Origin of the sequence: Formosa sediminum, from assembly GCF_007197735.1 — a bacterium.
Taxonomy (GTDB): Bacteria; Bacteroidota; Bacteroidia; order Flavobacteriales; family Flavobacteriaceae; genus Formosa; species Formosa sediminum.
Genome location: NZ_CP041637.1, coordinates 3,566,488 through 3,590,789, shown reverse-complemented (window position 1 = coordinate 3,590,789; position 24,302 = coordinate 3,566,488). Strand labels below are relative to the sequence as shown.

Annotated in this window: 20 protein-coding genes and 1 other RNA gene; 15 read left to right on the top strand and 6 right to left on the bottom strand. The window is 32.4% G+C overall.

The genetic code is table 11. The features are described from left to right. Nucleotides 1-2: 2 nt before the first annotated feature. The 9 genes from ffs to FNB79_RS15695 all read left to right on the top strand — a co-directional run bounded on the left by ffs (nt 3) and on the right by FNB79_RS15695 (nt 8,701). An RNA gene (gene ffs / locus FNB79_RS15735) (signal recognition particle sRNA small type) lies at nt 3-101 on the top strand. Nucleotides 102-187: 86 nt separating this feature from the next. Beyond that, nucleotides 188-991, top strand: coding sequence for an SDR family oxidoreductase (locus FNB79_RS15730; RefSeq protein ID WP_143382267.1), 804 nt, complete (start codon nt 188-190; stop codon nt 989-991). A gap of 110 nt (nt 992-1,101) precedes the next feature. Then, entirely contained in the window at nt 1,102-1,755 is a 654-nt protein-coding gene (fsa, locus tag FNB79_RS15725) for a fructose-6-phosphate aldolase (RefSeq protein WP_143382266.1), read from the top strand. A 279-nt stretch (nt 1,756-2,034) separates the two neighbouring features. After that, the gene (locus tag FNB79_RS15720; protein WP_143382265.1) at nt 2,035-2,784 is read left to right on the top strand and encodes a Crp/Fnr family transcriptional regulator; all 750 of its coding nucleotides are present in this window, start codon (nt 2,035-2,037) and stop codon (nt 2,782-2,784) included. Between the two features lie 324 nt (nt 2,785-3,108). Beyond that, nucleotides 3,109-4,500: a CmpA/NrtA family ABC transporter substrate-binding protein gene (locus FNB79_RS15715; RefSeq protein WP_143382264.1), complete on the top strand. Its 1,392-nt coding sequence runs from the start codon at nt 3,109-3,111 to the stop codon at nt 4,498-4,500. A 27-nt stretch (nt 4,501-4,527) separates the two neighbouring features. Next, a complete protein-coding gene (locus tag FNB79_RS15710; protein WP_143382263.1) occupies nt 4,528-5,634 on the top strand; it encodes an ABC transporter permease in 1,107 nt (368 codons plus the stop codon). Nucleotides 5,635-5,653: 19 nt separating this feature from the next. Then, complete coding sequence (locus FNB79_RS15705; RefSeq protein ID WP_185967795.1) at nt 5,654-6,499, top strand: ABC transporter ATP-binding protein; 846 nt, start codon at nt 5,654-5,656, stop codon at nt 6,497-6,499. A 13-nt stretch (nt 6,500-6,512) separates the two neighbouring features. Then, nucleotides 6,513-7,349, top strand: coding sequence for an ABC transporter ATP-binding protein (locus FNB79_RS15700; protein WP_143382261.1), 837 nt, complete (start codon nt 6,513-6,515; stop codon nt 7,347-7,349). A 44-nt stretch (nt 7,350-7,393) separates the two neighbouring features. Continuing rightward, on the top strand, nt 7,394-8,701 hold the full coding sequence (locus FNB79_RS15695) for an alginate export family protein (RefSeq protein WP_143382260.1): 1,308 nt from the start codon (nt 7,394-7,396) through the stop codon (nt 8,699-8,701). Between the two features lie 64 nt (nt 8,702-8,765). Here the strand turns inward: FNB79_RS15695 and FNB79_RS15690 are convergent, their stop codons facing one another. Then, nucleotides 8,766-10,109: a TlpA family protein disulfide reductase gene (locus FNB79_RS15690; protein ID WP_246073291.1), complete on the bottom strand. Its 1,344-nt coding sequence runs from the start codon at nt 10,107-10,109 to the stop codon at nt 8,766-8,768. Between the two features lie 240 nt (nt 10,110-10,349). Between FNB79_RS15690 and FNB79_RS15685 the strand changes: the two genes are divergently transcribed. Then, nucleotides 10,350-11,969: an ABC-F family ATP-binding cassette domain-containing protein gene (locus FNB79_RS15685; protein WP_143382258.1), complete on the top strand. Its 1,620-nt coding sequence runs from the start codon at nt 10,350-10,352 to the stop codon at nt 11,967-11,969. A 51-nt stretch (nt 11,970-12,020) separates the two neighbouring features. Here FNB79_RS15685 and FNB79_RS15680 read toward each other — a convergent pair whose 3' ends face one another. Next, complete coding sequence (locus FNB79_RS15680) at nt 12,021-12,257, bottom strand: putative signal transducing protein (protein ID WP_143382257.1); 237 nt, start codon at nt 12,255-12,257, stop codon at nt 12,021-12,023. Nucleotides 12,258-12,423: 166 nt separating this feature from the next. Between FNB79_RS15680 and FNB79_RS15675 the strand changes: the two genes are divergently transcribed. Then, a complete protein-coding gene (locus FNB79_RS15675; protein ID WP_038528380.1) occupies nt 12,424-12,615 on the top strand; it encodes a cold-shock protein in 192 nt (63 codons plus the stop codon). A 189-nt stretch (nt 12,616-12,804) separates the two neighbouring features. Beyond that, entirely contained in the window at nt 12,805-12,996 is a 192-nt protein-coding gene (locus FNB79_RS15670; RefSeq protein ID WP_143382256.1) for a cold-shock protein, read from the top strand. 83 nt (nt 12,997-13,079) lie between these two features. Here FNB79_RS15670 and pheT read toward each other — a convergent pair whose 3' ends face one another. Then, on the bottom strand, nt 13,080-15,506 hold the full coding sequence (gene pheT / locus FNB79_RS15665; protein ID WP_143382255.1) for a phenylalanine--tRNA ligase subunit beta: 2,427 nt from the start codon (nt 15,504-15,506) through the stop codon (nt 13,080-13,082). 120 nt (nt 15,507-15,626) lie between these two features. On the opposite strand from pheT, the gene FNB79_RS15660 reads away from it, so the two are divergent. Continuing rightward, nucleotides 15,627-16,841, top strand: coding sequence for a TlpA disulfide reductase family protein (locus tag FNB79_RS15660; protein WP_143382254.1), 1,215 nt, complete (start codon nt 15,627-15,629; stop codon nt 16,839-16,841). Between the two features lies 1 nt (nt 16,842). Here the strand turns inward: FNB79_RS15660 and recG are convergent, their stop codons facing one another. Beyond that, nucleotides 16,843-18,945: an ATP-dependent DNA helicase RecG gene (gene recG / locus FNB79_RS15655; protein WP_143382253.1), complete on the bottom strand. Its 2,103-nt coding sequence runs from the start codon at nt 18,943-18,945 to the stop codon at nt 16,843-16,845. Between the two features lie 82 nt (nt 18,946-19,027). Here recG and FNB79_RS15650 point away from each other — a divergent pair, with 82 nt between their 5' ends. Together FNB79_RS15650 and FNB79_RS15645 are read left to right on the top strand one after the other, a co-directional pair. Then, on the top strand, nt 19,028-21,031 hold the full coding sequence (locus FNB79_RS15650; RefSeq protein ID WP_143382252.1) for a M1 family metallopeptidase: 2,004 nt from the start codon (nt 19,028-19,030) through the stop codon (nt 21,029-21,031). 5 nt (nt 21,032-21,036) lie between these two features. Next, a complete protein-coding gene (locus tag FNB79_RS15645) occupies nt 21,037-21,954 on the top strand; it encodes a patatin-like phospholipase family protein (RefSeq protein WP_143382251.1) in 918 nt (305 codons plus the stop codon). Nucleotides 21,955-22,049: 95 nt separating this feature from the next. Here FNB79_RS15645 and FNB79_RS15640 read toward each other — a convergent pair whose 3' ends face one another. Both FNB79_RS15640 and FNB79_RS15635 read right to left on the bottom strand, forming a co-directional pair. Then, nucleotides 22,050-22,571 (bottom strand): DUF7935 family protein, encoded by a 522-nt coding sequence (locus FNB79_RS15640; RefSeq protein ID WP_143382250.1) that lies wholly within the window; start codon nt 22,569-22,571, stop codon nt 22,050-22,052. A gap of 82 nt (nt 22,572-22,653) precedes the next feature. Beyond that, complete coding sequence (locus FNB79_RS15635; protein ID WP_143382249.1) at nt 22,654-24,204, bottom strand: FMN-binding glutamate synthase family protein; 1,551 nt, start codon at nt 24,202-24,204, stop codon at nt 22,654-22,656. Nucleotides 24,205-24,302: the final 98 nt, after the last annotated feature.

Below are 24,302 nucleotides of genomic sequence, written 5' to 3'. Positions count from 1 at the left end.
ACCGGCAAGTCCTACACAACCAGCTCCTGTTGAATCCTCCAGGGCGGGAACGCAGCAAAGGTAAATGGTCGTAGCGGTGTGATGTAGGTAGCTTGCCTTTTTTTATGCCTTATAGTTTCCTAAATTTCTCTTCATTTTTCCTTATTTAATATCGTATTTTTGCCCACTTAAACAGAGTAATAATAGTATGTCTAAAGTTGTATTAATAACAGGTGGTTCCTCAGGAATAGGAAAATCTATCGGAGAATATTTAACAGAAAAAGGTTTTAGAGTTTACGGTACCAGTAGGTCTCCAGAACGTTATACTTCAAGTAAATTTCCTATATTAAAATTAGATGTAAAAGAGGTAGAAACCATTTCAGATTGTATCCAATCATTATTAGATCGAGAAGACCGTATAGATGTTTTAATTAATAATGCAGGGGTGGGCATAACAGGGCCAATTGAAGAAATACCTTTACAAGAAATGAAAAGTCATTTTGACACTAATTTCTTTGGACCTCTAGAAGTTATTAAAGCTGTATTACCACAAATGCGTAAGCAGCAAAGTGGTTTAATAATTAATGTTACATCAATTGCAGGATATATGGGGTTACCATATCGAGGTATATATAGTGCAAGTAAAGGTGCTTTAGAATTGGTAACAGAAGCTTATAGAATGGAGCTTAAAAGTTTCAATATAAAAATGACAAATGTGGCACCTGGAGATTTTGCTACAAATATTGCCGCTGGACGTTTTCATGCTCCTGTTAAAGAAAATTCACCTTATAAAACAGCATACGGTAATACTTTAAAATTAATGGACACGCATGTAGATTCTGGTAAGGATCCTAAAATTATGGCTGAAGCTATTTTTAAAATAATTAATACACCAGAGCCTAAAATACATTATAAAGTAGGAGAGTTTATACAAAAGTTATCTATAGTATTAAAGCGTGTGTTGCCAGATAAAGTCTACGAGCGCATGTTATTAAATCATTATAAATTATAATATAGTAAACGTTTACGTAAATAGTTGCGGTTATTTTTATAAAATGTAAATTTTAACTGCCATAATATTGTAAATTAGCAACCAAGAATATATAATTAAATTATAGAATAATGAAATTTTTTATTGATACAGCAAATTTAGCTCAAATTAAGGAAGCTCAAGAATTAGGCGTTCTTGATGGTGTGACTACTAACCCGTCCTTAATGGCAAAAGAAGGGATTACCGGACATGATAATATTTTAAAACATTACGTAGACATTTGTAATATTGTTGACGGTGATGTGAGTGCTGAAGTTATCGCTACAGATTTTGAAGGTATGATTAAAGAAGGTGAAGCTTTAGCAGAGTTACACGAGCAAATAGTTGTAAAGTTACCAATGATTAAAGATGGTGTTAAAGCGTGTAAGTATTTTTCTGAAAAAGGAATTAGAACAAACGTAACTTTAGTGTTTTCTCCAGGTCAAGCTTTATTAGCTGCTAAAGCAGGAGCTACGTATGTGTCTCCATTTATTGGTCGATTAGATGATATCTCTACAGATGGTTTAAATCTTATCGCAGAAATCCGTCATATTTACGATAATTATGCTTTCGATACACAAATTTTAGCTGCTTCTGTACGTCATACTATGCATGTTATTGATTGTGCTAAATTGGGTGCAGATGTTATGACAGGACCATTAAGTTCTATTGAAGGCTTGTTAAAACATCCACTTACAGATAGTGGTTTAGCAAAATTTTTAGAAGATTATAAGAAAGGAAACTAATTTCCGAATTTAATTTATATACAATCCCCAACATTATTTATGTTGGGGATTTTTTATTGCTTATAGCTTTTGTAATCGTAATGTAATATGTTTTAGTTGTTTATAACATATTGTATTAGTAGTTAAGGTGTTGTTTCTGTTGATGAATTGTTATTTGTTTTAATATTATGGTGAAGTATTAAAAGTTTAGCTTTAAAATTATTAGAATATCATAAAAATGAGTTTGTTATATTAAAAACTAAGTATTATTACTTAATATTGTATTAAATACTTAATTTAATGGCGCTTACAGCTTCACATATATCTTACCAAAAACTTACACCTTCAGGTGTGTCTTGTGGAGCTTGCACAAATAGTTCTTGTTTAATTAAAAGAAACATTAGTACACTAGAAAATTCTAACTTTGTTAATAATAAGAGTACATTACAAATTAAAAAAGGACAACAATTTATAATTGAAGGCGCTCCAGTTAGTGGTTTATATTTTGTTAAGCAAGGTAAAGTAAAAGTATTTAGAACAGGTATTCATGGCAAAGAACATATAGTACGCTTTGCAAATGAAGGCGAAATAATTGGGCATCGCGGATTTGGTACAGCAGATAGTTATTCTATAGGTGCAATTGCATTAGAGCATACCGTATTGTGTTGCTTTTCTAAACAAGTACTACAAGATGTTTTGTTTGAAAACCCTCATTTTTCTTATGATATGATGCTGTTTTACGCAAACGAGCTTAATAAAAGTGAAGCTAAAGTGAAGTCCTTGTCGCAAATGACAGTTCGCGAACGTGTTGCCGATATGTTGCTTTACATTAATAGAAAATTTGGTGCTGTTAATGGCTTTTTAAATCTTCCGTTAAGCCGAAAAGAATATGCAGATTACACAGGAACTTCTGAAGAACAAGTTATCAGAATTTTTTCAGCTTTAAAAAAAGAAAAATTAATTATTGCTAGAGGAAAAAAAATAGGAATTAGTGATATTGAGGGGCTTAAAAATGAAATAAGTGCTCATAATTTTTTTCTTGACAGTTAATTTTACTACAACTTCTTAAAGGTTTTACTGGAAAAGTAGAACATTTCTAATGTATATTAAAATCTTACCAAATATCATTATTTTTCTTAGTCTGCTATAATTACTTACGTAATTGTGACTATGTTATTTGTGTTTCTAGTTAGTTACTTTATTTATTTAAATCATTGTTTTTTAGTTGTTTATATGTGTAACCTGTGTTTTATCAGTTTTTTATATGGTTAAAAAAGTGTTTTGTTTATGCGTGAAATCATAAGGTATATTTAAGACTACTTATATATTTGTAAAAAACTAAGTATTAGTACTTAATATTTAAATCAACACAATATGAAAACACTAATTAAAAAATCAATTTTTATTCTACCATTAGCCTTTTTGCTTGGAGCTTGTGGAGGGAAAGAAAAACAACAAACAGTTACTGAAGACGTAAATACAGAAACTTCAAAAACAAAAGCTTTAACTATTGAAAAACCACAATTAACATTTGGGTTTATAAAGTTAACAGATATGGCACCTTTAGCTATAGCAAAAGAAAAAGGTTTTTTTGAAGACGAAGGCTTATTTGTTTCTGTAGAAGCACAATCTAATTGGAAAAATGTTTTAGATCGTGTTATTGATGGTCAATTAGATGGTTCTCATATGTTAGCAGGTCAGCCAATTGCAGCAGGTGCTGGTTTTGGAAGACAAGCAGAATTAGTAACACCTTTTTCAATGGATTTAAATGGAAATGGAATTACAGTTTCTAACGATGTTTGGTCTAAAATGAAACCTAATGTGCCTAAAGATTCAGAAGGTAAACCTATTCATCCTATTAAGGCAGAGGCTTTAAAACCAGTGATTGAAGAATATAGAAATTCTGGAAAGCCATTTAAAATGGGGATGGTTTTTCCGGTATCTACGCATAATTATGAAATTAGATATTGGTTAGCAGCCGCAGGAATACATCCAGGAATGTATACATCAGAGAATGTTCAAGGGCAAATTGATGCAGAAGTTTTATTGTCAGTAACGCCACCACCACAAATGCCTGCAACCTTAGAGGCAGGAACTATTTATGGGTACTGTGTTGGCGAGCCATGGAACCAACAAGCGGTATTTAAAGGTATTGGTGTACCTGTTGTAACAAATTACGATATCTGGAAGAATAACCCAGAGAAAGTTTTTGTAATGACTAAAAAGTTTGTTGAAGATAATCCAAACACGGCTGTAGCGGTAACAAAAGCATTAATTAGAGCTGGTAAATGGTTAGACGAGCCATCTAACAGAGCGGAAGCAGTTAAGATTTTATCAATGTCCCAATATGTAGGAGCAGACGAGGCTGTTATTGCAAATTCAATGACTGGAACTTTTGAGTTTGAAAAAGGAGATAAGCGAGCTATGCCTGACTTTAATGTGTTTTATAAATACAATGCTACTTATCCATTTTACTCAGATGGTATATGGTTTTTAACACAAATGCGTCGTTGGGGACAAATTCATGAGTCTAAGTCTGAAGCTTGGTATGGCGAAACTATAAAGGATATTTACAGACCTGATATTTGGAAAAAAGCAGCTGGGCTATTAGCAGAAGAAGGTCATATTCCTGCAAGTGATATTCCTGAAACAGATGGATATAAGCCGGCAACTACAGATTTTATTGATGGTACTGTCTTCGATGCAAAGAAGCCTATCGAGTATATAAATAGTTTTTCTATAGGGAATAAAGATACTTCAATTTAATAATAAAAAAATTAAAAGCACATAATCATGAAGCAGAGTATAACCTTAGGACGCGTTAGTAAATTTATGGGATTAGGATTTTTAAGTACCTTAAAAAAAGTATTCACAGGAAATTTAGATAGAGAAGATTTTGTAAGCTTTTTAAGAAAAGTCATTGTACCACTTACCTCTATATTGTTGTTTATTGGATTGTGGCATTTGGGAGCAAAGGCGTTATACCAAAGAGAAGCAAATTTTAAAATTGAAAAGGCACTAACAGATCAAGGGGAAGCTGCTGCTAATGAAATGAGAGCTTGTATTGCCTCTGGTAATATTAGTTGCCAGCCTAACACTTTACCTGCACCTAGTCAAGTTTGGGAATCTTATAAATCGTTATTAAGAGATCACAATGTAATTAGTGCAGATAAGGCAGCATTTAAACAAAAAACAAAGGCACTAAACGAAACACGTATAGCTTCGGGTCAAGCACCTATAACATATACTGGGAGACCTTCATTTATAGATCAAATTGTAATGAGTTTAAAAACTGTGTTTGCTGGTTTTCTTTTGGCTTTAGTAATCGCTGTGCCTTTAGGTATACTTATTGGATTAAGTCCAACGTTGCGCAGTGCTTTTAATTGGTTTATTCAAATTTTTAAACCAGTGTCTCCGGTAGTGTGGTACTTACTCGTATTTATGATTGTAAAAACAATTTTAATCGATTCTACAGATGATAGCTCTTTTGTAATCTCATTTATAAGTGTAGGATTATGTTCTATGTGGGCTACTTTAGTAAATACTGCTATGGGAGTGTCGTCTGTAGATAAAGATTATATAAATGTTGCTAAAGTATTAAAATTAGGACCGTTTCAAAAAGTCTTTAAAGTTATATTACCATCGTCTCTCCCTTTAATTTTTACAGGTTTAAAAATTACATTATCTGTAGCTTGGATGGTGCTTATAGCTATAGAATTATTGGCTCAAAGTCCCGGATTAGGATTGTTTGTATGGGAAGAATTCCAGAATGGAGCAAACGATTCAAATTCAAAAATTATTGTAGCCATGTTTGTTATTGGTATAATAGGGTTCTTACTTGATAGAATCATGTTAACCATTCAAAACGCTATATCATTCAATAAAAGCGAAGGTATTTAATCTGATAAAAATTTAAATTATGGCATATTTAGAATTGCATAATATATGTAAAACCTACGGACATGAAGCAGATGCTCAAGAAGTACTTTCCAATATTAATTTAACTATTGAAGAAGGAGAATTTGTAGCCATTGTAGGGTTTACAGGAAGCGGAAAAACAACTTTAGTTAATTTAATAAATGGCCTTATTCAGCCTACAAAAGGAGAGGTGTTATTTAAGGGACAGCCTGTTTCAGGCACAAGCCATGAGCGAGGGGTTATATTTCAGAATTATTCGTTATTGCCATGGTTAACAGTTGCTCAGAATATTTATATGGCTGTTAAAGAGGTGTTTCCTGAAAAATCGAAAACAGAATTGCATAGTCTAGTATCAGATTATGTAGAGATGGTAAATTTAACTCCAGCCATGCATAAACGTCCTAATGAATTGTCTGGAGGTATGCGTCAGCGTGTAGCAGTAGCGCGAGCTTTAGCTATGAGACCAGAAATGATAATTATGGATGAACCTCTAGGGGCTCTAGATGCATTAACAAGAGGGAATTTGCAAGACGAAATATTAAATATTTGGGGACAAGAAAAGCGAACAGCATTATTAATTACTAACGATGTAGATGAAGGAATTTATATGGCCGACAGAATTATACCCTTGCGCCCAGGACCAAATGCTACATTAGGACCCGAGTTTAAAATAGATATAGAACGACCGAGGGATAAAACAGCTTTAAATGATAATCCTAATTTTAAAACCACTAGAAATGCAATTATAGAGTATTTAATGGATATAGGAAATCAGAGAAAATCGGAAGCTAAAAAACAATATATATTACCAGATTTACAACCTAAAAGTTTTGTTGGAAATTTCTAAAACACACAATCTCATGAATACAAAGATAACCACGACTCGAATTCCTCATCTAGATGGCGAAAATGGTATTATTTATCCTTCGGCTAATGTTATGTTAGATTTAAATCAGCTTAAAAAAGTGTACCCGACTCCTAAAGGTGAATATGTGGTATTAGAAGATTTGAATCTAAAAATTATGAAAGAAGAATTTGTAACCATAATTGGACATTCTGGGTGTGGAAAAACCACCATGTTATCTATGATTGCAGGACTTAACGAAATTACAGGTGGAAGTATATCTGTATTAGGCAATCGTATTAAAGGTCCAGGTCCAGATCGGGGTGTTATTTTTCAATCGCCAAGTTTAATGCCTTGGATGACGGCACTTCAAAATGTGTTGTTAGGTGTTAATCAAGTGTTTCCAGACGCTTCAAAAGCACAACGACACGATATTGCGAAATACTATTTACAAAAAGTTGGGTTAGAGGATGCGTTTTATAAAAAAGCTTCAGATTTATCTCAAGGAATGCAACAACGTGTAGGTATAGCGAGAGCCTTTGCTATTAAACCCAAAGTATTGTTGTTAGATGAACCTTTTGGAATGTTAGATTCTTTAACACGTGGTGAACTTCAAGATATTCTTATTGAAATTTGGAATAAAGAAAAGATTACAGCCGTAATGATTACGCATGATGTAGATGAAGCCATTTTTTTAGCAGATCGTGTAGTTATGATGACGAGCGGACCAAAAGCAAAAATAGGAGACATCTTAAATATAGAATTTGAGCGTCCCAGAACTAGAAAATCAGTTTTAGAACACAACGATTATTATGCATACAGAAAACATTTAATAGATTTTTTAGAACATTAAAATACAAAAACAACCAATCACACAATAAACCAAAAAAACAAAAAATGAAAAAGCAATTAATAGTTTTAGCTCTTTTTTTAGGGAGTTTACAAGCCCTTCAAGCACAATTTACATTAGATGGGGAATTTAGACCTCGTGCAGAATATAGACATGGATTTGGAAGTGTTATGCCAGAATCTGCAGAACCAGCATTTTCAATAAGTACAAGGGCACGTTTAAATGCAGGATATAAAACGGATGCTTATTCGTTTTACTTAAGCATGCAAGATGTCTTAGTTTGGGGAGAGAATAGACAAATAAATACTGTAGATGCAAACAATTCGTTTGCGATTTTTCAGGCATGGGCAGATATAAAATTGGGTTCAGGCTTTTCAACAAAATTAGGCCGGCAGGTATTGTCTTACGATGATCAGCGTATAATGGGAGGTTTAGATTGGGCACAAATGGGGCGCAATCATGACGCAGCCTTAATAAAATACAAGAAAGATGGTTTTATGTTTGATGTAGGTCTAGCTTTTAATCAAGATTTTGATAGTTATACTAGTAATATTAGTGGTTATGTAGGTACCGGAAACGAATATACAGAAGATCCAGGATTCTTTACGTATAAAGCTATGCAATACGGGTATTTAAAGAAAGAATGGAGCACGTTTTCTGCAAGTGTGTTAATACTTAATAATACCTTTCAAAATTTTGAATTGGTTGATGGGGTAAGAACTTATGATGGTTTTGGAGTAAGTAGTTTACAAACTATAGGAACGCATTTAAATTATAAATCTGGAGCTTTTGGATTGGCAGGTAATGCTTATTTGCAAACAGGAGAGCGTGTTAATGAATTGTCTGTTAAAAGTGCATTTTTAGTAGGTTTAGAAGCAACGTATAAATTGTCTGGCGGTATAGGTTTAGGTGCAGGAGTAGAGGTTATAAGTGGTAACGATGCAGACGCAGGTGAAACAGGAGCTTTCTTTCCGTTATACGGAACCAACCATAAGTTTAATGGGTTCATGGATTACTTTTATGTAGGTAATCATGCCAATTCAATTGGTTTAGTAGATGTGCATGTGAGTGCTAATTTTAAATTAAATGAAACGTCTAGCCTGTTAGTAAAAGTATTAAATTTTAGTGGAGAACAAGAATTAGCTAGTGGTGAAAAATCATTAGGTACAGAATTAGATTTAGTGTACTCAAAAACATTTAAAGGTTTTGCTTTAAAACTAGGATACTCTCAAATGTTTGCCTCAGACGGTATGTATGAGCTAAAAGGCGTAGCAGAAAATGATGCTGCAGACACGCAAAATTGGGCTTGGGCTATGTTAGTTTTAAAACCTAAATTTTTAAACGGTACTAAATAAAGATATAATTATTGTTATAGTGTTAATTATGGGAAGAATCCTCAATGTAAAAGTTGAGGGTTTTTTATTGATTAATTAAACCTAATAACTCCACTTCAAAATGTTTAGAAAACATGTTGGTATTACTATTAACTATAGTTTTATCTTTCTTAACTAAAATCACTCTATTAATAGTATTTAAAGCTAAAATTTGTCTAGATTTTTCAGGCGTCATAAAACGATATTCATTTTTAAGAGAATAATGATGTTGTTTTAAGTAATTAACCCAACTCTCTTTGTTTTCATCAATATTTATTGCTATAAAATCTATTTCTGGGTATTTAACTCTTAATTCTTTTATCTTTTTGTGGCTTTCAATAAAATGATTTTTCATATTGTAAGACCAGAAATAAATAGCTGTAGGACCATCTATAAAATCGTTTATTTGATACTCGTTACCTTTTTCATTAGAAACTAAAGTATTGGGTATAGTGCTTCCTGGCTTTAATTTTATTAAAGATTCTATTAGGTTTTTAATTTGATAGTTATTTTTTTTAGAAGTGCTTTTTTCGAGGTAAGAGTTTAAATATGGTAAATAGTCTTCTGTGTTATTAGAAGCATTTATATATCTAAAAGCAGCAAATTTTAATAAGGAATTCTTGATAGAGTCGTTGGTAATTAAACTGTCTATTAAATGAATTTTATCTAAATTATATTCTAAAGATTTGTTATTAAAAACGCTGTCGTTAGAATGTGTAAAATGTCTTTGTAACGCAATGTTGTTAAAGTGATATTTTAAAAAACTATAATATGGAAAGTAATTTTTTAATTTATCGTTATTATAATCAATTTTAGATCTATAAGTGTAAAATGATTTAGGTAAACTTTCAAAGTTTTTACGCTCTGTTTTTCCATAACTCGTAAAAGGATATAATTCTTTTTGAGCATAAAAATTATAATCTATATTGGCTTGCGCGATTTCATTAAATAAAGGCGATGTATTGTACTTTGTTTTAAAAGCATTCAAATCGTTTTGAAATTCGTTTTTAATCGAATCCAAATCATGCTCAAATTGTTCTGGAGATGCCTGACTCATTTTAAGAATTTTATTACTTACCAATTCATTTTTTAAAAACATATTAATTAAGTAATTATTCTCTTTTGCTCCATGACCGGTAAAAACTAAAGATTCATCAAAATCTAGATTGTTTAGTCGTAATACAATACTGTCTGTTGGTTCTAAAAATATCATTTGTATTTCGCCACCATGAGAAAACGTATATAACCCTGGATCTATAGGATTTATTTTATATAAAAATCTGTTATTATTGTCTAAGGTAACAGTGTCTAATACGTTGTTTTCTTTAGAGATAACAACATAGTTGTTACTAGGGTTAATTATTTCACCTCCTAAAAAAGCACAAGTCATTTTGTCTTGATTAGTGTCTTTTTTGCAGGCAGTAAAACAAATCGAAAGTAAAAAAATGAAGTAAAGGTGTTTCATAAAATGGATGTGCTCTTAATTTTTAAAATAAGATAGCTTAAAAACAAAAATATGAGTTGTAGTCTATTTGTGCTGTTAATAGGCTGTTAAATGTTATTAAGATCTAATTTCATTCGTGTTATGATTGTAATTTTCCTACTTTTGCAACAAAATAAAAATACATATATGTTATCAGTTTCAAATCTTTCTGTACAATTTGGAAAGCGTGTTCTTTTTGATGAAGTAAACACGGTCTTTAATCAAGGTAATTGCTATGGAATTATTGGTGCTAATGGTGCTGGAAAATCTACTTTTTTAAATATTCTATCAGGTAAAATAGAACCCACATCTGGTCATGTTCATTTAGAGCCTGGCAAACGTATGTCGGTTTTAGAACAAAATCATAATTTATATGATGAACATACTGTTTTGGAAACCGTAATAATGGGGAACAAGCCACTTTTTAAAATTAAAACTGAAATCGATGCTTTATATGCCGATTACACAGATGAAAATGCAGAAAAGATTGGTGAACTTCAAGTGCAGTTTGAAGAAATGAATGGTTGGAATGCAGATAGTGATGCAGCTGCTTTACTATCTAATTTAGGTATTAATGAAGATTATCATTATACGTTAATGAAAGACTTAGATGGTAAGCAAAAAGTACGTGTATTATTGGCGCAAGCTCTTTTTGGAAATCCAGATGTTTTAATTATGGATGAGCCTACCAACGACTTGGATTATGAGACCATTACGTGGTTAGAAAACTTTATTGCTAATTTTGATAACTGTGTTATTGTGGTATCTCACGACCGTCACTTTTTAGATGCCGTGTGTACACATATTTCAGATATCGATTTTGCAAAAATTAATCACTATTCAGGAAACTATACGTTTTGGTACGAGTCGTCTCAATTAGCAGCGAGACAGCATGCTCAGCAAAACAAAAAAGCTGAAGAGAAAAAGAAAGAATTAGAAGAGTTTATTCGTCGTTTCTCAGCAAACGTTGCAAAAAGTAAACAAGCAACAAGTAGAAAGAAAATGATTGATAAGTTAAATATAGAGGATATTAGACGCACAAGTAGACGTTATCCTGCAATTATTTTTGAACGCGATAGAGAGGCCGGAGATCAGATTTTGAATGTTGAAGGACTATCTGCTTCAATAGACGGAGAAGTTTTATTTAAAGATATTGATTTAAACCTTAATAAAGGGGATAAAGTAGTTGTGTATTCTAAAGATTCTAGAGCAACAACAGCTTTCTATCAAATTTTAAATAATAAAGAACAACCAGACTCAGGTACGTTTTCTTGGGGTGTAACTACTTCTCAATCTTATTTACCACTAGATAATAGCGAGTACTTTAATAACAATTTAAACTTGGTAGATTGGTTACGCCAATGGGCAACAACAGAAGAAGAACGTGAAGAAGTATTTGTTCGTGGATTTCTAGGAAAAATGATTTTTAGTGGGGAAGAAGCTTTAAAGACATCTAATGTGTTGTCTGGAGGAGAGAAGGTGCGTTGTATGTTAAGTAGAATGATGATGGTTAGAGCTAATGTTTTAATGTTAGATGAGCCTACAAACCATTTAGATCTAGAAAGTATAACCGCATTTAATAACTCTTTAAAGAATTTTAAGGGTACGGTATTGTTCACTACACACGATCATGAATTTGCTCAAACTGTAGCGAATCGTGTTATTGAATTAACACCAAGTGGTATTATAGATCGTTACACAACATTCGACGAGTATATGCAAGACCCTAAAACTAAAGAGCAACGTGCTAAAATGTACAACATGTAAAAGTTTTGTAATAATATTAGAAAGCCTTGATATACTATATCAAGGCTTTTTTTATACTTCTAAGTCTGATGTTACAGCTTCAATAATAGCTAAAGCATCATGTGTTTCTTCTTTGCTAACATAAAGGTCTTGTTGGCCTTGTATAGAAGCACCAAACCCCGCAAGTCTAGCAGATTCGCTTTCATCTTTAACAATGGCTTTAATACCAACAGCTTCAAGTTTATCTACAATAAGTTGAATAATTATAAAACTTCCTGTAAATACTTTTGTATAATCTGAATCGTCCATGATTTATAAAATTTAGTCACTAATAAAGATACAACTTTTAATTTAGATTTTAAACCCCAGTAAAATCAAGGCTTTTCTTTTTATTTTAAAATAAAACTAAAAATTAGTCGGTTATCTCATTTATAACCTTACATTTGTAACAATTATAATTATTTAATATTTTACAATGAACAAAGGAACAGTAAAATTCTTTAACGATTCTAAAGGATTTGGATTCATTATTGAAGACGACACAAACAAAGAACATTTCGTACACATCTCTGGATTAATTGATGAAATTCGTGAAGGTGATGCAGTAGAATTCGATTTACAAGAAGGTAAAAAAGGATTAAACGCAGTAAATGTAAAAGTAATCTAATACTTTCTTAAGTATATATACTTTTTATGATCTTAACCTATCAATTTATTGATAGGTTTTTTTATGCTTAAAACTTAAAATTTAGGATGTAAGAGCTTCATTTTAGGCACGAAATAAAAATGTAAAATTATTTTGTCAGGTTGTAGATAATCTTAATTTTGTTAAAACTATTAACAATATTTATATACAGTGAAAAACGGAACAGTAAAATTTTTCAATGAATCTAAAGGATTTGGATTTATTATCGAAGAAGGTTCAAGTAACGAATATTTCGTTCACGTTTCTGGATTAATAGACAGAATCGAAGAAGGAGATACCGTAGAATTTGAATTAAAAGAAGGTAAAAAAGGATTAAACGCAATAAACGTAAAAGTAATTTAATTTTATTCTTTAATTTTTGAGACAAAAAAGCCTACATTGTATTATGCAGGCTTTATTGTTATGTACTATTTGTAGAAAGTGTTTTATCTTAATTCTGCTCCTAATTTCTGTTCAAAATTAGATTGTAATTTAGACATAATTTTATCGATTTGTTTATCTGTAAGTGTTTTTTGTTCGTCTTGCAAAATAAAGCTCACAGCATAACTCTTTTTCCCTTTTGGTAAATTGTTACCCTGATATACATCAAATAAGTTAACCTCTTTTAAAAGCTGCTTTTCTGTTTGTTTTGCAATGGTAAAGATGTCTTCAAAAGTTACTTGATCGTCTAATAACAAAGCAAAATCACGGCGTACTTCTGGGTGCTTAGCAATTTCAGAGTATTTGGTTTTGTTATGTTTTGCAAAATCAATAATGGCATCCCAATTAAAATCGGCAAATAAAACCTGCTGTGAAATATCAAAATGTTTTAATATGCTAGATTTAATTAAACCAAACGTTACAAGTTTTGTTTTTCCTAAGCCAAATTCTAATCCTTCACTAAAGATATCATTAGAAATAGGAGCGGTTTTATATTTAGATAGACCTAGACGCTCTAAAACGGTACTAATTACACCTTTTATGTAAAAGAAATCTGTTTTTTGAGCTGGACTATTCCAAGTTTCAGAAGTTTTATTACCTGTTACAAAAAGTGATAAATGTTTAAACTCTTCACGATTTTCGTTATACTGATGGTAGGTTTTCCCAAATTCAAAAAACTTTAAATGCGGCCGTCTTCTGTTTATATTATGCGATACAGCTTCTAAGCCAGAAAATAATAACGATTGTCTTAATACAGATAAATCGTTACTTAAAGGATTAAGCATGCTAATGTTATGTTCAGCTTTTAACTGCTCGCTTAAGGCTACATAATCTGGAGAAGTTAAAGAGTTAGCCATAATTTCAAAAAAACCTTGAGCAGCTAACTGTGTCCCGATAATATTTTGAAGTTTATGATCTTCAAAGCGTGACGAATTTGAGATGGATGCCTGTAGTTTCTCTGAGGTTTTAACGTTGTTATATCCGTATACGCGTAGTATTTCTTCAATAACATCAGCTTCTCTTTGTACATCGTTTCTATACGCAGGAATAGTTAAACCTAGTCCCGTTTCTGTAACATTATTTATTTTAATATCTAAAGACATTAAAATGCGTTTAATTATATCTTTAGGAATTTCTTCACCAATTAAACGTTTTGCATTATCAAAGCTTAAACGTACTTGAAAGTCTTCGATCTTATTACTATAAGAATCAAAAATATCGCTAGAGATTTCTCCTCCAGCAAGTTCAATTATAAGTAAAGCTGCACGTTTTAATGCGTATTCACATAAATTTGGGTCTATTCCTCTTTCAAATCTAAACGAAGCATCTGTGTTTAACCCGTGACGTTTTGCAGTTTTACGTACACTTACAGGATTAAAATAAGCACTTTCTAAAAACACATTTGAGGTGTTTTCTGTTACGCCAGATTGTTCGCCACCAAAAACACCTGCTATACACATAGGTTTTTCGGCATCACAAATCATAAGGTCGTCTTCATGTAAAGTACGTTCAATACCATCTAAAGTGGTAAATGTCGTACCTGCTTCAACAGTTTTTACAATTACTTTTTGTCCAGATATTTTGTTGTAATCAAAGGCGTGTAACGGTTGTCCTAAATCATGTAGTACATAATTAGTAGCATCTACCACATTGTTTTTAGGGGTTAAACCAATGGCTTTAAGTCTGTTTTGTAACCATTTTGGAGATTCTTCAACTTTAACACCAGAGATACTTACGCCACAATAACGCGGTGCTAAATCTTTATTTTGGACATCTACATCTACGCGAAAAGCTCTATTGTTAACATGAAATGCACTTACAGAAGGTGTAATTAATTCAGCATGTATTTCTTTTTGAAGTAATCCTGCTCTTAAATCGCGAGCAGTGCCATAATGACTCATTGCATCTGCACGGTTAGGAGTTAATCCAATTTCAAAAACCAAGTCATCTTCTACATCAAAAATATCTGCTGCTGGTGTTCCAGGTTTTAAATCGGCATCTAAAATCATAATACCATCATGAGACTGCCCTAAACCAAGTTCGTCTTCAGCGCAAATCATTCCAAAGCTGTCTTCGCCTCTAATCTTTCCTTTTTTTATAGTCCAAGCTTCTCCTGTTTCTGTATATAAAGTGGTTCCAATAGTAGCTACAGGAACTTTTTGTCCAGCATCTACATTAGGTGCGCCGCAAACAATTTGTACAGGAGTTTCTGCACCTATATTAACTGTAGTAATTTTTAATCTATCTGCATTTGGATGTTGCACACAAGTTAGTACTTCTCCTACAACAATACCTTGTAAGCCTCCTTTTACAGATTGAAAAGCAGTAATACCTTCAACCTCTAAACCAAGGTCTGTTAAAAGTTCTCCGGTTTGCTCTGCAGACCAGTCAGTTTTAATAAATTGTTTTAACCAATTATACGAAATCTTCATGTAAAGCGTGTTTTCTTAAAAGCGCAAAGATAGTAATACTTCAACGTCTATAAAATTGTAAAATGTTTTTTATTGTAAGTAATTTTGTGTTTCTTCGATAGTCAATAAAAAAAATGATTTATGCGTTATTTATTAGTGTTAGGTTTAGTCTTTTGTTTGTTAAGTTGTGAAGAATCTCATCCTGAAAAATTAAAAAAAGGGATGTGGCGTGCAACTTTAGAGACACAGGATAATGAGCTTTTACCGTTTAATTTTGAGGTTATTAATGATACCTTATTAACCATTTTTAATGCAGAAGAACATATTAAAGTAGATGAAGTTATATATGCGAATGATAGTGTCACTATTAAACCACCTGTATTTGAAGGTTTTATAAAAGCTAAAATTCTTGATGCTAATACTTTACAAGGTAGTTTTATAATTAAAGGGTTAAAACGCTCTATAGCTTTTAAAGCAGAATTTGGAAACACGAATAGATTTAAAACGGTTAAAGGCCCTAAAGCTGATGTTACAGGTGTTTGGGAAACCACATTTAGTCCAAATAGTGAATCAGATCAATATGTTGGCAAAGGGATATTTAAACAAGAAGGTAGTAAAGTTACTGGAACATTTAGAACAACTACAGGTGATTATCGTTTTTTAGAAGGCGTTATGGATGGAGATGCTATGAAGTTATCTGCCTTTGATGGTGCACATGCATTTTTATTTACAGCTAAAGTAACCGATAGCAGTATGACTGGGATGTTTTATTCTGGAAACCATTATAAAGAACCGTTTGTAGCAAAACGTAATCCTGAATTTGAATTGGCAGATGCAGATTCTTTAACGTTTTTAAAGCCTGGATATGATGCTTTAGCTTTTACGTTTCCAGATCATACTGGTACGATGGTGTCTTTATCAGATAGTCAGTTTAAAAACAAAGTGGTTGTGGTTCAGCTTATGGGGAGTTGGTGTCCCAATTGTTTAGATGAAAGTAAATATTTTATGGAGTATTTAAAAACGCATAATACTCAGGATGTTGCTTTTGTTGGTTTGGCGTTTGAATATGCTAAAACAGAAGCTCAGGCTTTTAAAAATATTGAGCGTTTAAAATCTAGACTAGGAATTCCATATCCTATTTTATTGGCGCAATATGGTACAACAGATAAAGCTGCTGCACAAGAAAAATTACCTATGTTAAATCATGTGTTGTCTTATCCAACGGCAATATACATCGATAAAAAAGGAAAGGTAAGAAAAATTCATACTGGATTTAATGGTCCTGCAACTGGCGATTTATATGAAAAATATAAATCTGAATTTGAGATGTTTATAGCGCAACTTCAAAACGAATAGTTTAGCTAATGTAATTCCAAATGTTTTTGTATTTGGCTAATTGCTGATAAGTAAATAAAATAGGACGATGTTGGGGTTTAACAAGTCTAGGGTCGTTTTTTAATATTTTTAATGCGTGAAAACGTGCTAATTTTAAAATGTCGTTGTCTTTAACAATATCGGCAATTTTTAAGTTTAAAACGCCACTTTGTTGTGTACCCATAATATCTCCGGGACCACGTAGTTTTAAATCTACTTCGGCAATTTCAAAACCGTCACTGGTTTTTACCATGGTTTCTAGCCGTGTTTTACTATCGTTGCTTAATTTGTGACTTGTCATTAAAATACAAAAACTCTGTTCGGCACCACGACCTACACGACCACGTAATTGATGGAGTTGCGATAACCCAAAACGCTCGGCACTTTCAATAATCATTACAGATGCATTAGGGACGTTAACACCCACTTCAATAACCGTGGTAGCAACCATAATTTGAGTTTCTCCTTTTATAAACCGTTGCATTTCAAATTCTTTATCAGCTGGCTTCATTTGTCCGTGTACAATAGAAATTTGATATTTTGGTGAAGGGAAATCTCGAGCGATACTTTCATAACCATCCATTAAGTCTTTGTAATCCATATTTTCGCTTTCTTGAATTAACGGATAAACAATATATACTTGGCGGCCTTTATCTATTTCATCTCTTACAAAACGTAATACTTTTAGGCGGTTAGAATCGTAACGATGTACTGTTTTAATAGGTTGTCTACCTGGCGGTAATTCATCGATTATAGAGATATCTAAATCGCCATAAACAGACATGGCTAATGTTCTCGGAATTGGCGTTGCCGTCATTACTAAAATGTGAGGAGGAGTTAGGTTTTTTCTCCACAATTTACTTCTTTGCGCAACTCCAAAACGGTGTTGTTCGTCTATAATAGCAAGGCCTAAATTTTTAAATTTTACCTTATCTTCTAGGAGTGCATGGGTACCAATTAGGATATCTAATTCGCCATTTTCAAGTGCTTCGTGAATGATTCTTCTATCTGAAGTTTTAGTTGATCCTGTGAGTAGTTTTATGCTGATATTTAAATCCTTACACAGGTCTAGTAATCCGTTATAATGTTGGACTGACAAAATTTCAGTAGGCGCCATTAAACACGCTTGAAAACCGTTGTCAAGTGCGATTAACATTGACATTAGGGCGACTATAGTCTTTCCTGAACCCACATCGCCTTGTAAAAGCCGGTTCATTTGTGCATTACTGCCTAAATCGGCACGAATTTCTTTAATAACGCGTTTCTGTGCGTTGGTTAAATCGAATGGTAAATGCTGTTTAAAGAAGGTGTTAAAATATTCGCCAACTTGGTCGAAAGGAAAGCCTTTTATTTTTGATTTATGAATTAAATTTTTCAGAATTAATTGCAACTGAATGTAAAATAACTCCTCGAATTTTAAACGAAATTGTGCGCGTGCTAAGAGCTCTTGATTTTTTGGGAAATGAATATTAAAGAGTGCTTCAGATTTGGATATCAATTTGAGTTCAGAAAGTAAATCTACAGATAAAGTTTCTTCAAATTTGCCATGAGTTTCAAGAAATAATTGCTGCATGATTTTGCTCATTACACGATTTGTAATCCCTTTATTCGATAATTTTTCGGTAGAAGGGTATACAGGTTGCATGGCAGACCTAAGGTTTTTTTCATGCTCAATTAATAACTCCATTTCTGGATGTGGCATACTAAAAGTACTACCAAATGCATTTGTTTTCCCAAAAACAACATAATCGGTATTTAACTTTATACTCTCTTTTAACCATTTAAATCCGCGAAACCAAACCAACTCCATAGCTCCAGTTTCATCTTTAAAAGTAGCTACTAAACGTTTGCTTTTTCCTTGTGCAACTTCTTTTAAGCCAACCACTCGACCAATAATTTGAACTTCTGCATTATTGCGTTGTAATTGGGTGATTTTATAATACTGTGTGCGGTCTAAATAGCGGTTTGGAAACAGATTAATTAAATCTTGATAGGTATGAATACCAAGTTCTTTACGGAGTAAATCTGCACGATTTGGACCGACACCTTTTAAATAATCAATTGGAGTTTGAAGCTTGGAATTCATAAAAACGAAGATAATTCTATTCCTTTAAACATAAAACCTTAAAATTTACGAATTTTACTAAAACCTTTGCTATATTTAATAAATGAAGTCTTTTTTATACGTTTTTATAGCTGCTTTTAGTAGCTTTTTATGGGGGCAGCAAATAAATCTAGTTGATTTTAAGTCGATTACTGCTGAGGTGTCTATTAATCCTATTCAGAAAGAAATTTATGGAGATGTAACCTATATTTTTGATGTTTTACAGCCTACAGATTCTATTTTTATAGATGCACAACGTATGGATATTTCTAAAGTTATGCTTAACAAGCAAGAAATACCATTTATAAACGATGGTAAAAAGATTTGGTTATACTCTAATTTTACTAGAAGTGATAATAATAGTATTAAACTACATTATCAGGCTAACCCCAAAAAAGCGATGTATTTTATAGGTTGGGAGTATGGAGGCCGATCTCAAGTTTGGACTCAAGGTCAAGGTAAATATACGAGTAATTGGATTCCTAGTTTTGATGATATGAACGAAAAAACAACCTTAGATTTAAGAGTCAATTTTCGTAATAATTTTCAAGTTATTGCAAACGGCGTATTAAAAGAAAAGGTGCAAACAGATTCTTTAACATCTTGGCATTATGTGTCTTCTAAGCCTATGAGTAATTATTTATTTGCCCTTGCCATTGGGAAATATAAGAAGCAAACACTTAAGTCTAAACATAATATTCCATTAGAATTATATTATTATCCAGAAGATTCTTTAAAAGTAGAACCAACATACAGATATAGTACGCAAATTTTTAATGCTTTGGAAACTGAAATTGGTGTGCCGTATCCTTGGGAAAATTACAAGCAAATTCCCGTCGCCGATTTTCTATATGCAGGGATGGAAAATACAAGTGCAACCATTTTTTCTGATGCGTATATGGTTGACGATATAGGTTTTGTAGACCGTAATTATGTTAATGTTAATGCGCATGAATTAGCGCATCAATGGTTTGGAGATTTGGTTACCGAAACCTCAGGAACTCACCATTGGTTACAAGAGGGTTTTGCTACATATTATGCTCTACTGGCAGAACGTGAGGTGTTTGGGAGTGATTATTATAATATGCGGATGTATGAATATGCTCAAGAATTACTAGCTCAGGATAAGCAAGGACAAAGTACGACATTGCTAAATCCAGAATCTTCAAGCACAACTTTTTATAAAAAAGGAGCTTGGTTGTTACATGCTTTACGTGCAGAAATAGGCAACAAAGCTTTTAAATTGGCTGTGAAACGTTATTTAAATGCACACCAATATAAGAATGTAAGCACTAACGATTTTATATCAGAAGTTAAAGCGGTGAGTGGTAAAAATTTAGATGCATTTTTCGATCTGTGGTTGCAGTCTAATACATTTCCTTTAGATTATGTTTTAAATTCATCTAATGATGCTATGCGTTTTTATATGAATCAGTTAGAAGAGTTAGATTGTATTGTAGCTCATGATACTAATTTTCTACTAGACTCTAATCGCTATTATTTTGAAAAACAAGAATTATTAAAAAAACAACCAGAATTGATTACTAAAGATGTAATGATTAAAAATGGGGTAGAAGTTAGACAAACTATAGCACAAGAGCTAACTACTATACCTAAAGCATTGCAGGACACTTATGAAACGTTTTTAGACGATAAATCTTATCAAACTCAAGAAATTGCATTGTATAATTTATGGGTGAATTTTCCAGAAAAACGTACAGAATATTTACAACACACTCAGGATTATATCGGTTTTAAATCTAAAAACATTAGACAATTATGGTTGGTTTTAGCATTGTCTACTCCAGAATTTAAACCCGAATTAAGTTCTAAGTATTTAAATGAATTAATTCAGTATACAGCACCAATTTATGATTTTGAAGTAAGGGATTTGGCGTTAAGTTATGTAGATGCTTTGCAAATTTATAACGAAGTTACAATTGCAAACATCATGCAGGCAACAAAACACCATAATTGGAGGCTAAGTAAAAAAGCAAAACAGATGTTGGAGATTATAGAACAACACCCTAAATATGGAATTATTTTAAAACAACTTCAGCAAGAATAATAAATATGAGAGCATTAGTAATTTCTGGAGGTGGTAGCAAAGGTGCTTTTGCTGGTGGTGTAGCACAATATTTAATAGAACAAAAAAAGCGAGAATACGATATTTATCTAGGGACGTCTACTGGAAGTTTATTGATTCCGCATTTGGCAACAGGAGATTTAAATAAATTATATAATATTTATACAAATGTTTCTCAAAGCGATATCTTTAGTGTTAGTCCTTTTGTACAACATAAAAAAGGAGATCGTGAGTATGTCTCAATCAATTATTTTAATTCAGTACTTCAGTTTATAAAACGTAAACGTACGTTTGGTGAAAGCAAATCCCTAAAGCGTAATATTAAAAAAAATTTTACACCAACAGAATTTAATCTTATAAGGAAAATAAAATCTGATGTTGTCGTTACAGTTACAAACCTTTCTAAAGGCAAAGTTGAATATAAATCGATACAAGAGTGTACGTATGATGAGTTTTGTGAGTGGATTTGGATTTCTTGTAATTATATTCCTTTTATGTCTATTGCTACGGTAAATGGATATGAATATGCAGATGGGGGATATTCCTGTGTTGTGCCTATACAAGAAGCGATAAATAGAGGGGCAACAGAGGTTGATGCAGTGATTTTAGAGTCTGAGCAAATGCAAGAAAATAAAGTGTTAGGACAAAATCCCTTTTCGCTCATGATGAATTTGTTTGGGCATGTTGTAGACCAATTAGAATATCATGATATAGTGATTGGTAAATTAACTGCTATTCAGAAAAATGTAAAATTAAACTTATATTATACGCCTACACAATTAACCGAGAATTCCTTGATATTTAGTAAGCCTTTAATGGAAAAATGGTGGAAACAAGGTTTTGATTATGCTAAAATGAAACAATTTAATGGAGGCACCTCTCTCTTAAACGAAAAAACAACTTAATAAACTGTTTGTTCTTTCTGCTTATTAAGTTGTTTTTTCTAGCACGTTACTTTGGTTTTGTTCTAATAGTGTTAGCACATCACAGAACTTTTGTTTTACCACATGTCGCTTACTTCTTCTTTTATAAAAGACAAGGCTGCATCACTAGGCGCACGTTTCTCCATCATTTCAGATAAAATTACTTCACGTAGTTTATTTGCACTATCTGTTTTTTCAGACATTGCGGCTTTTCTAACTAATTGAATAGTTGAGTTTTTTGCAGTAAGAATAATGCTCCAACATTCATCACTAATGTAGATTTGTTGTGATAAATTGTGTTCAAATTCCTGCTCAATATTACTTATAAGTAAGGTTTCGTAATCATTTTTATCCTCAGACATTGGTTGTACACGAATTAATAATTTAGACGGTGTAATACGTTCTAAAAATAAAGTCATACGTTCGTAAGCTTGTAATCGTAAAGGCAATGCATTTACTTGCATTTCTTTTTTTAATAAAAAACGTCGTCTGCCATCTTCATTTTTGGTATGTTCTTTAAAAAAATAAAAAGCAATTAATCCTGTTATTAATGCGGGGATAGTATATAAAAATAAGTTAACTAAAGTGTCTGGATTCATAGGGTTGTAATTTTTTGTAAAATTAATTGTTTTTATCTTAAGGTAAAATAAAAAACAAGTTAGTGGTTAAGGAATTTTGGTCTTAATTTAAATTGGCTTTTCCTCCTAAATAAGGACAATCTAGTAAGTCTTTCATGCTTTTAAATGCTACTGGAGCTTTTTCGTACTTATAGGTTTTATCTAATTTAGCCGTTAAATTTTTATCATCTACATTTACATTAATATCATGCATTTTAAATTGACAAGGGTGCTCGTAACCTGCTGCATGTGTAACTTCTATAAATTCTTTACTAAACGTTTTAAAATATTGGGCAAGACGTTCAGATTTTAAAGTAGGGTCTATACCATTTTGTAGCCATTTATTTTGTGTGGCAACACCACTAGGGCATCGGTTAGTATGGCAAACTTGTGCTTGTATGCATCCAATACTTAACATAGCTTCTCTGGCCACACTTATACAGTCTGCTCCCATAGCAAAAGCCATGGCTGCTTTTGCTGGGAATCCTAAGCGGCCATTACCTATAAATACAATTCGGTCTGTAAGGTTTCGTTTTAAAAACACTTTATATAGTTCGCTAAACCCATATACCCAAGGTAAAGACACGTGATCTGCAAAACTGGGAGGCGCAGCTCCAGTACCGCCTTCACCACCATCAACAGTTATAAAGTCGGGACCTTTACCAGTTGCAATCATTAGGTCTGCAAGTTCTTCCCATTGTTCTATTTTTCCTATAGCAGCTTTAACACCTACTGGTAAACCTGTAAGATCAGCAATTTTTTCTATAAACTCTAAGAGCCCAGGGATGTCTTTAAAAGCAGAATGCCCAGGAGGAGAGATTACATCTTTACCAATTGGTACGTGTCTAATATTAGATATTTCTTTAGTGATTTTTGCTGCGGGTAAAACACCTCCTTTTCCTGGTTTTGCTCCTTGAGATAATTTAATTTCAATAGCCTTTATAAATGGATTTTTGTTTGTTAACGCCACAAGTTTATCTATAGAAAAATTTCCTTCATCGTCACGAACTCCAAAATAGCCTGTCCCGATTTGAAAAATAACATCTCCACCATGGCTATGGTAAGGAGACAAACCGCCTTCTCCTGTATTATGAAAAGCTCCAGATATTTTTACCCCTTTGTTTAAAGACTCCATAGCTTTAGCAGATAGAGATCCAAAACTCATAGCAGATATATTAATTACAGAGGCTGGTCTAAAAGGTTTTTTTCTCTTGTTGTGTGCACCCATTACTTTTGCACATGGTAAAAATGTATTGTCTTTTAAGTTTGGATGATCTCCTTCCGGCTTAAAAGGTAACATGGCGTTATTGATAAACATATGCTGGTTGGCATAAATATCGCGATCTGTACCAAAACCTTCATAGTTATTTTCATGTTTTGCAGAAGCGTAAATCCATCCCCGTTCTATACGGTTAAAAGGCAGTTCTTCACGGTTGTTAGCAACAAAATACTGACGCATTTCTGGACCTATACTCTCTAAAAGAAACCTGAGGTGACCTACAATAGGGAAGTTATGACTAATGGTATGTCTTTTTTGAATAAAAACATCTCTAATTGCTATAATAATAAGTAAAAGGATAATCCACATCCACCAACTTATGTCACCTAAACTCATAATGCGTTTTTTTTTTTTTTTTTTCGTTAATGGGTTAAATATATTATAAATAAAGCAAATACATAAAGGAAGATATCTTTATCATTATATTGTTTTAA

Excerpts from the sequence above, each read along its gene's own strand:
- FNB79_RS15730 (WP_143382267.1), top strand. The coding sequence starts at position 188 with ATGTCTAAAGTTGTATTAATAACAGGTGGTTCCTCAGGAATAGGAAAA.
- fsa (WP_143382266.1), top strand. The coding sequence starts at position 1,102 with ATGAAATTTTTTATTGATACAGCAAATTTAGCTCAAATTAAGGAAGCT.
- FNB79_RS15720 (WP_143382265.1), top strand. The coding sequence starts at position 2,035 with ATGGCGCTTACAGCTTCACATATATCTTACCAAAAACTTACACCTTCA.
- FNB79_RS15715 (WP_143382264.1), top strand. The coding sequence starts at position 3,109 with ATGAAAACACTAATTAAAAAATCAATTTTTATTCTACCATTAGCCTTT.
- FNB79_RS15710 (WP_143382263.1), top strand. The coding sequence starts at position 4,528 with ATGAAGCAGAGTATAACCTTAGGACGCGTTAGTAAATTTATGGGATTA.
- FNB79_RS15705 (WP_185967795.1), top strand. The coding sequence starts at position 5,654 with ATGGCATATTTAGAATTGCATAATATATGTAAAACCTACGGACATGAA.
- FNB79_RS15700 (WP_143382261.1), top strand. The coding sequence starts at position 6,513 with ATGAATACAAAGATAACCACGACTCGAATTCCTCATCTAGATGGCGAA.
- FNB79_RS15695 (WP_143382260.1), top strand. The coding sequence starts at position 7,394 with ATGAAAAAGCAATTAATAGTTTTAGCTCTTTTTTTAGGGAGTTTACAA.
- FNB79_RS15690 (WP_246073291.1), bottom strand. The coding sequence starts at position 10,109 with ATGACTTGTGCTTTTTTAGGAGGTGAAATAATTAACCCTAGTAACAAC.
- FNB79_RS15685 (WP_143382258.1), top strand. The coding sequence starts at position 10,350 with ATGTTATCAGTTTCAAATCTTTCTGTACAATTTGGAAAGCGTGTTCTT.
- FNB79_RS15680 (WP_143382257.1), bottom strand. The coding sequence starts at position 12,257 with ATGGACGATTCAGATTATACAAAAGTATTTACAGGAAGTTTTATAATT.
- FNB79_RS15675 (WP_038528380.1), top strand. The coding sequence starts at position 12,424 with ATGAACAAAGGAACAGTAAAATTCTTTAACGATTCTAAAGGATTTGGA.
- pheT (WP_143382255.1), bottom strand. The coding sequence starts at position 15,506 with ATGAAGATTTCGTATAATTGGTTAAAACAATTTATTAAAACTGACTGG.
- FNB79_RS15660 (WP_143382254.1), top strand. The coding sequence starts at position 15,627 with ATGCGTTATTTATTAGTGTTAGGTTTAGTCTTTTGTTTGTTAAGTTGT.
- recG (WP_143382253.1), bottom strand. The coding sequence starts at position 18,945 with ATGAATTCCAAGCTTCAAACTCCAATTGATTATTTAAAAGGTGTCGGT.
- FNB79_RS15650 (WP_143382252.1), top strand. The coding sequence starts at position 19,028 with ATGAAGTCTTTTTTATACGTTTTTATAGCTGCTTTTAGTAGCTTTTTA.
- FNB79_RS15645 (WP_143382251.1), top strand. The coding sequence starts at position 21,037 with ATGAGAGCATTAGTAATTTCTGGAGGTGGTAGCAAAGGTGCTTTTGCT.
- FNB79_RS15640 (WP_143382250.1), bottom strand. The coding sequence starts at position 22,571 with ATGAATCCAGACACTTTAGTTAACTTATTTTTATATACTATCCCCGCA.
- FNB79_RS15635 (WP_143382249.1), bottom strand. The coding sequence starts at position 24,204 with ATGAGTTTAGGTGACATAAGTTGGTGGATGTGGATTATCCTTTTACTT.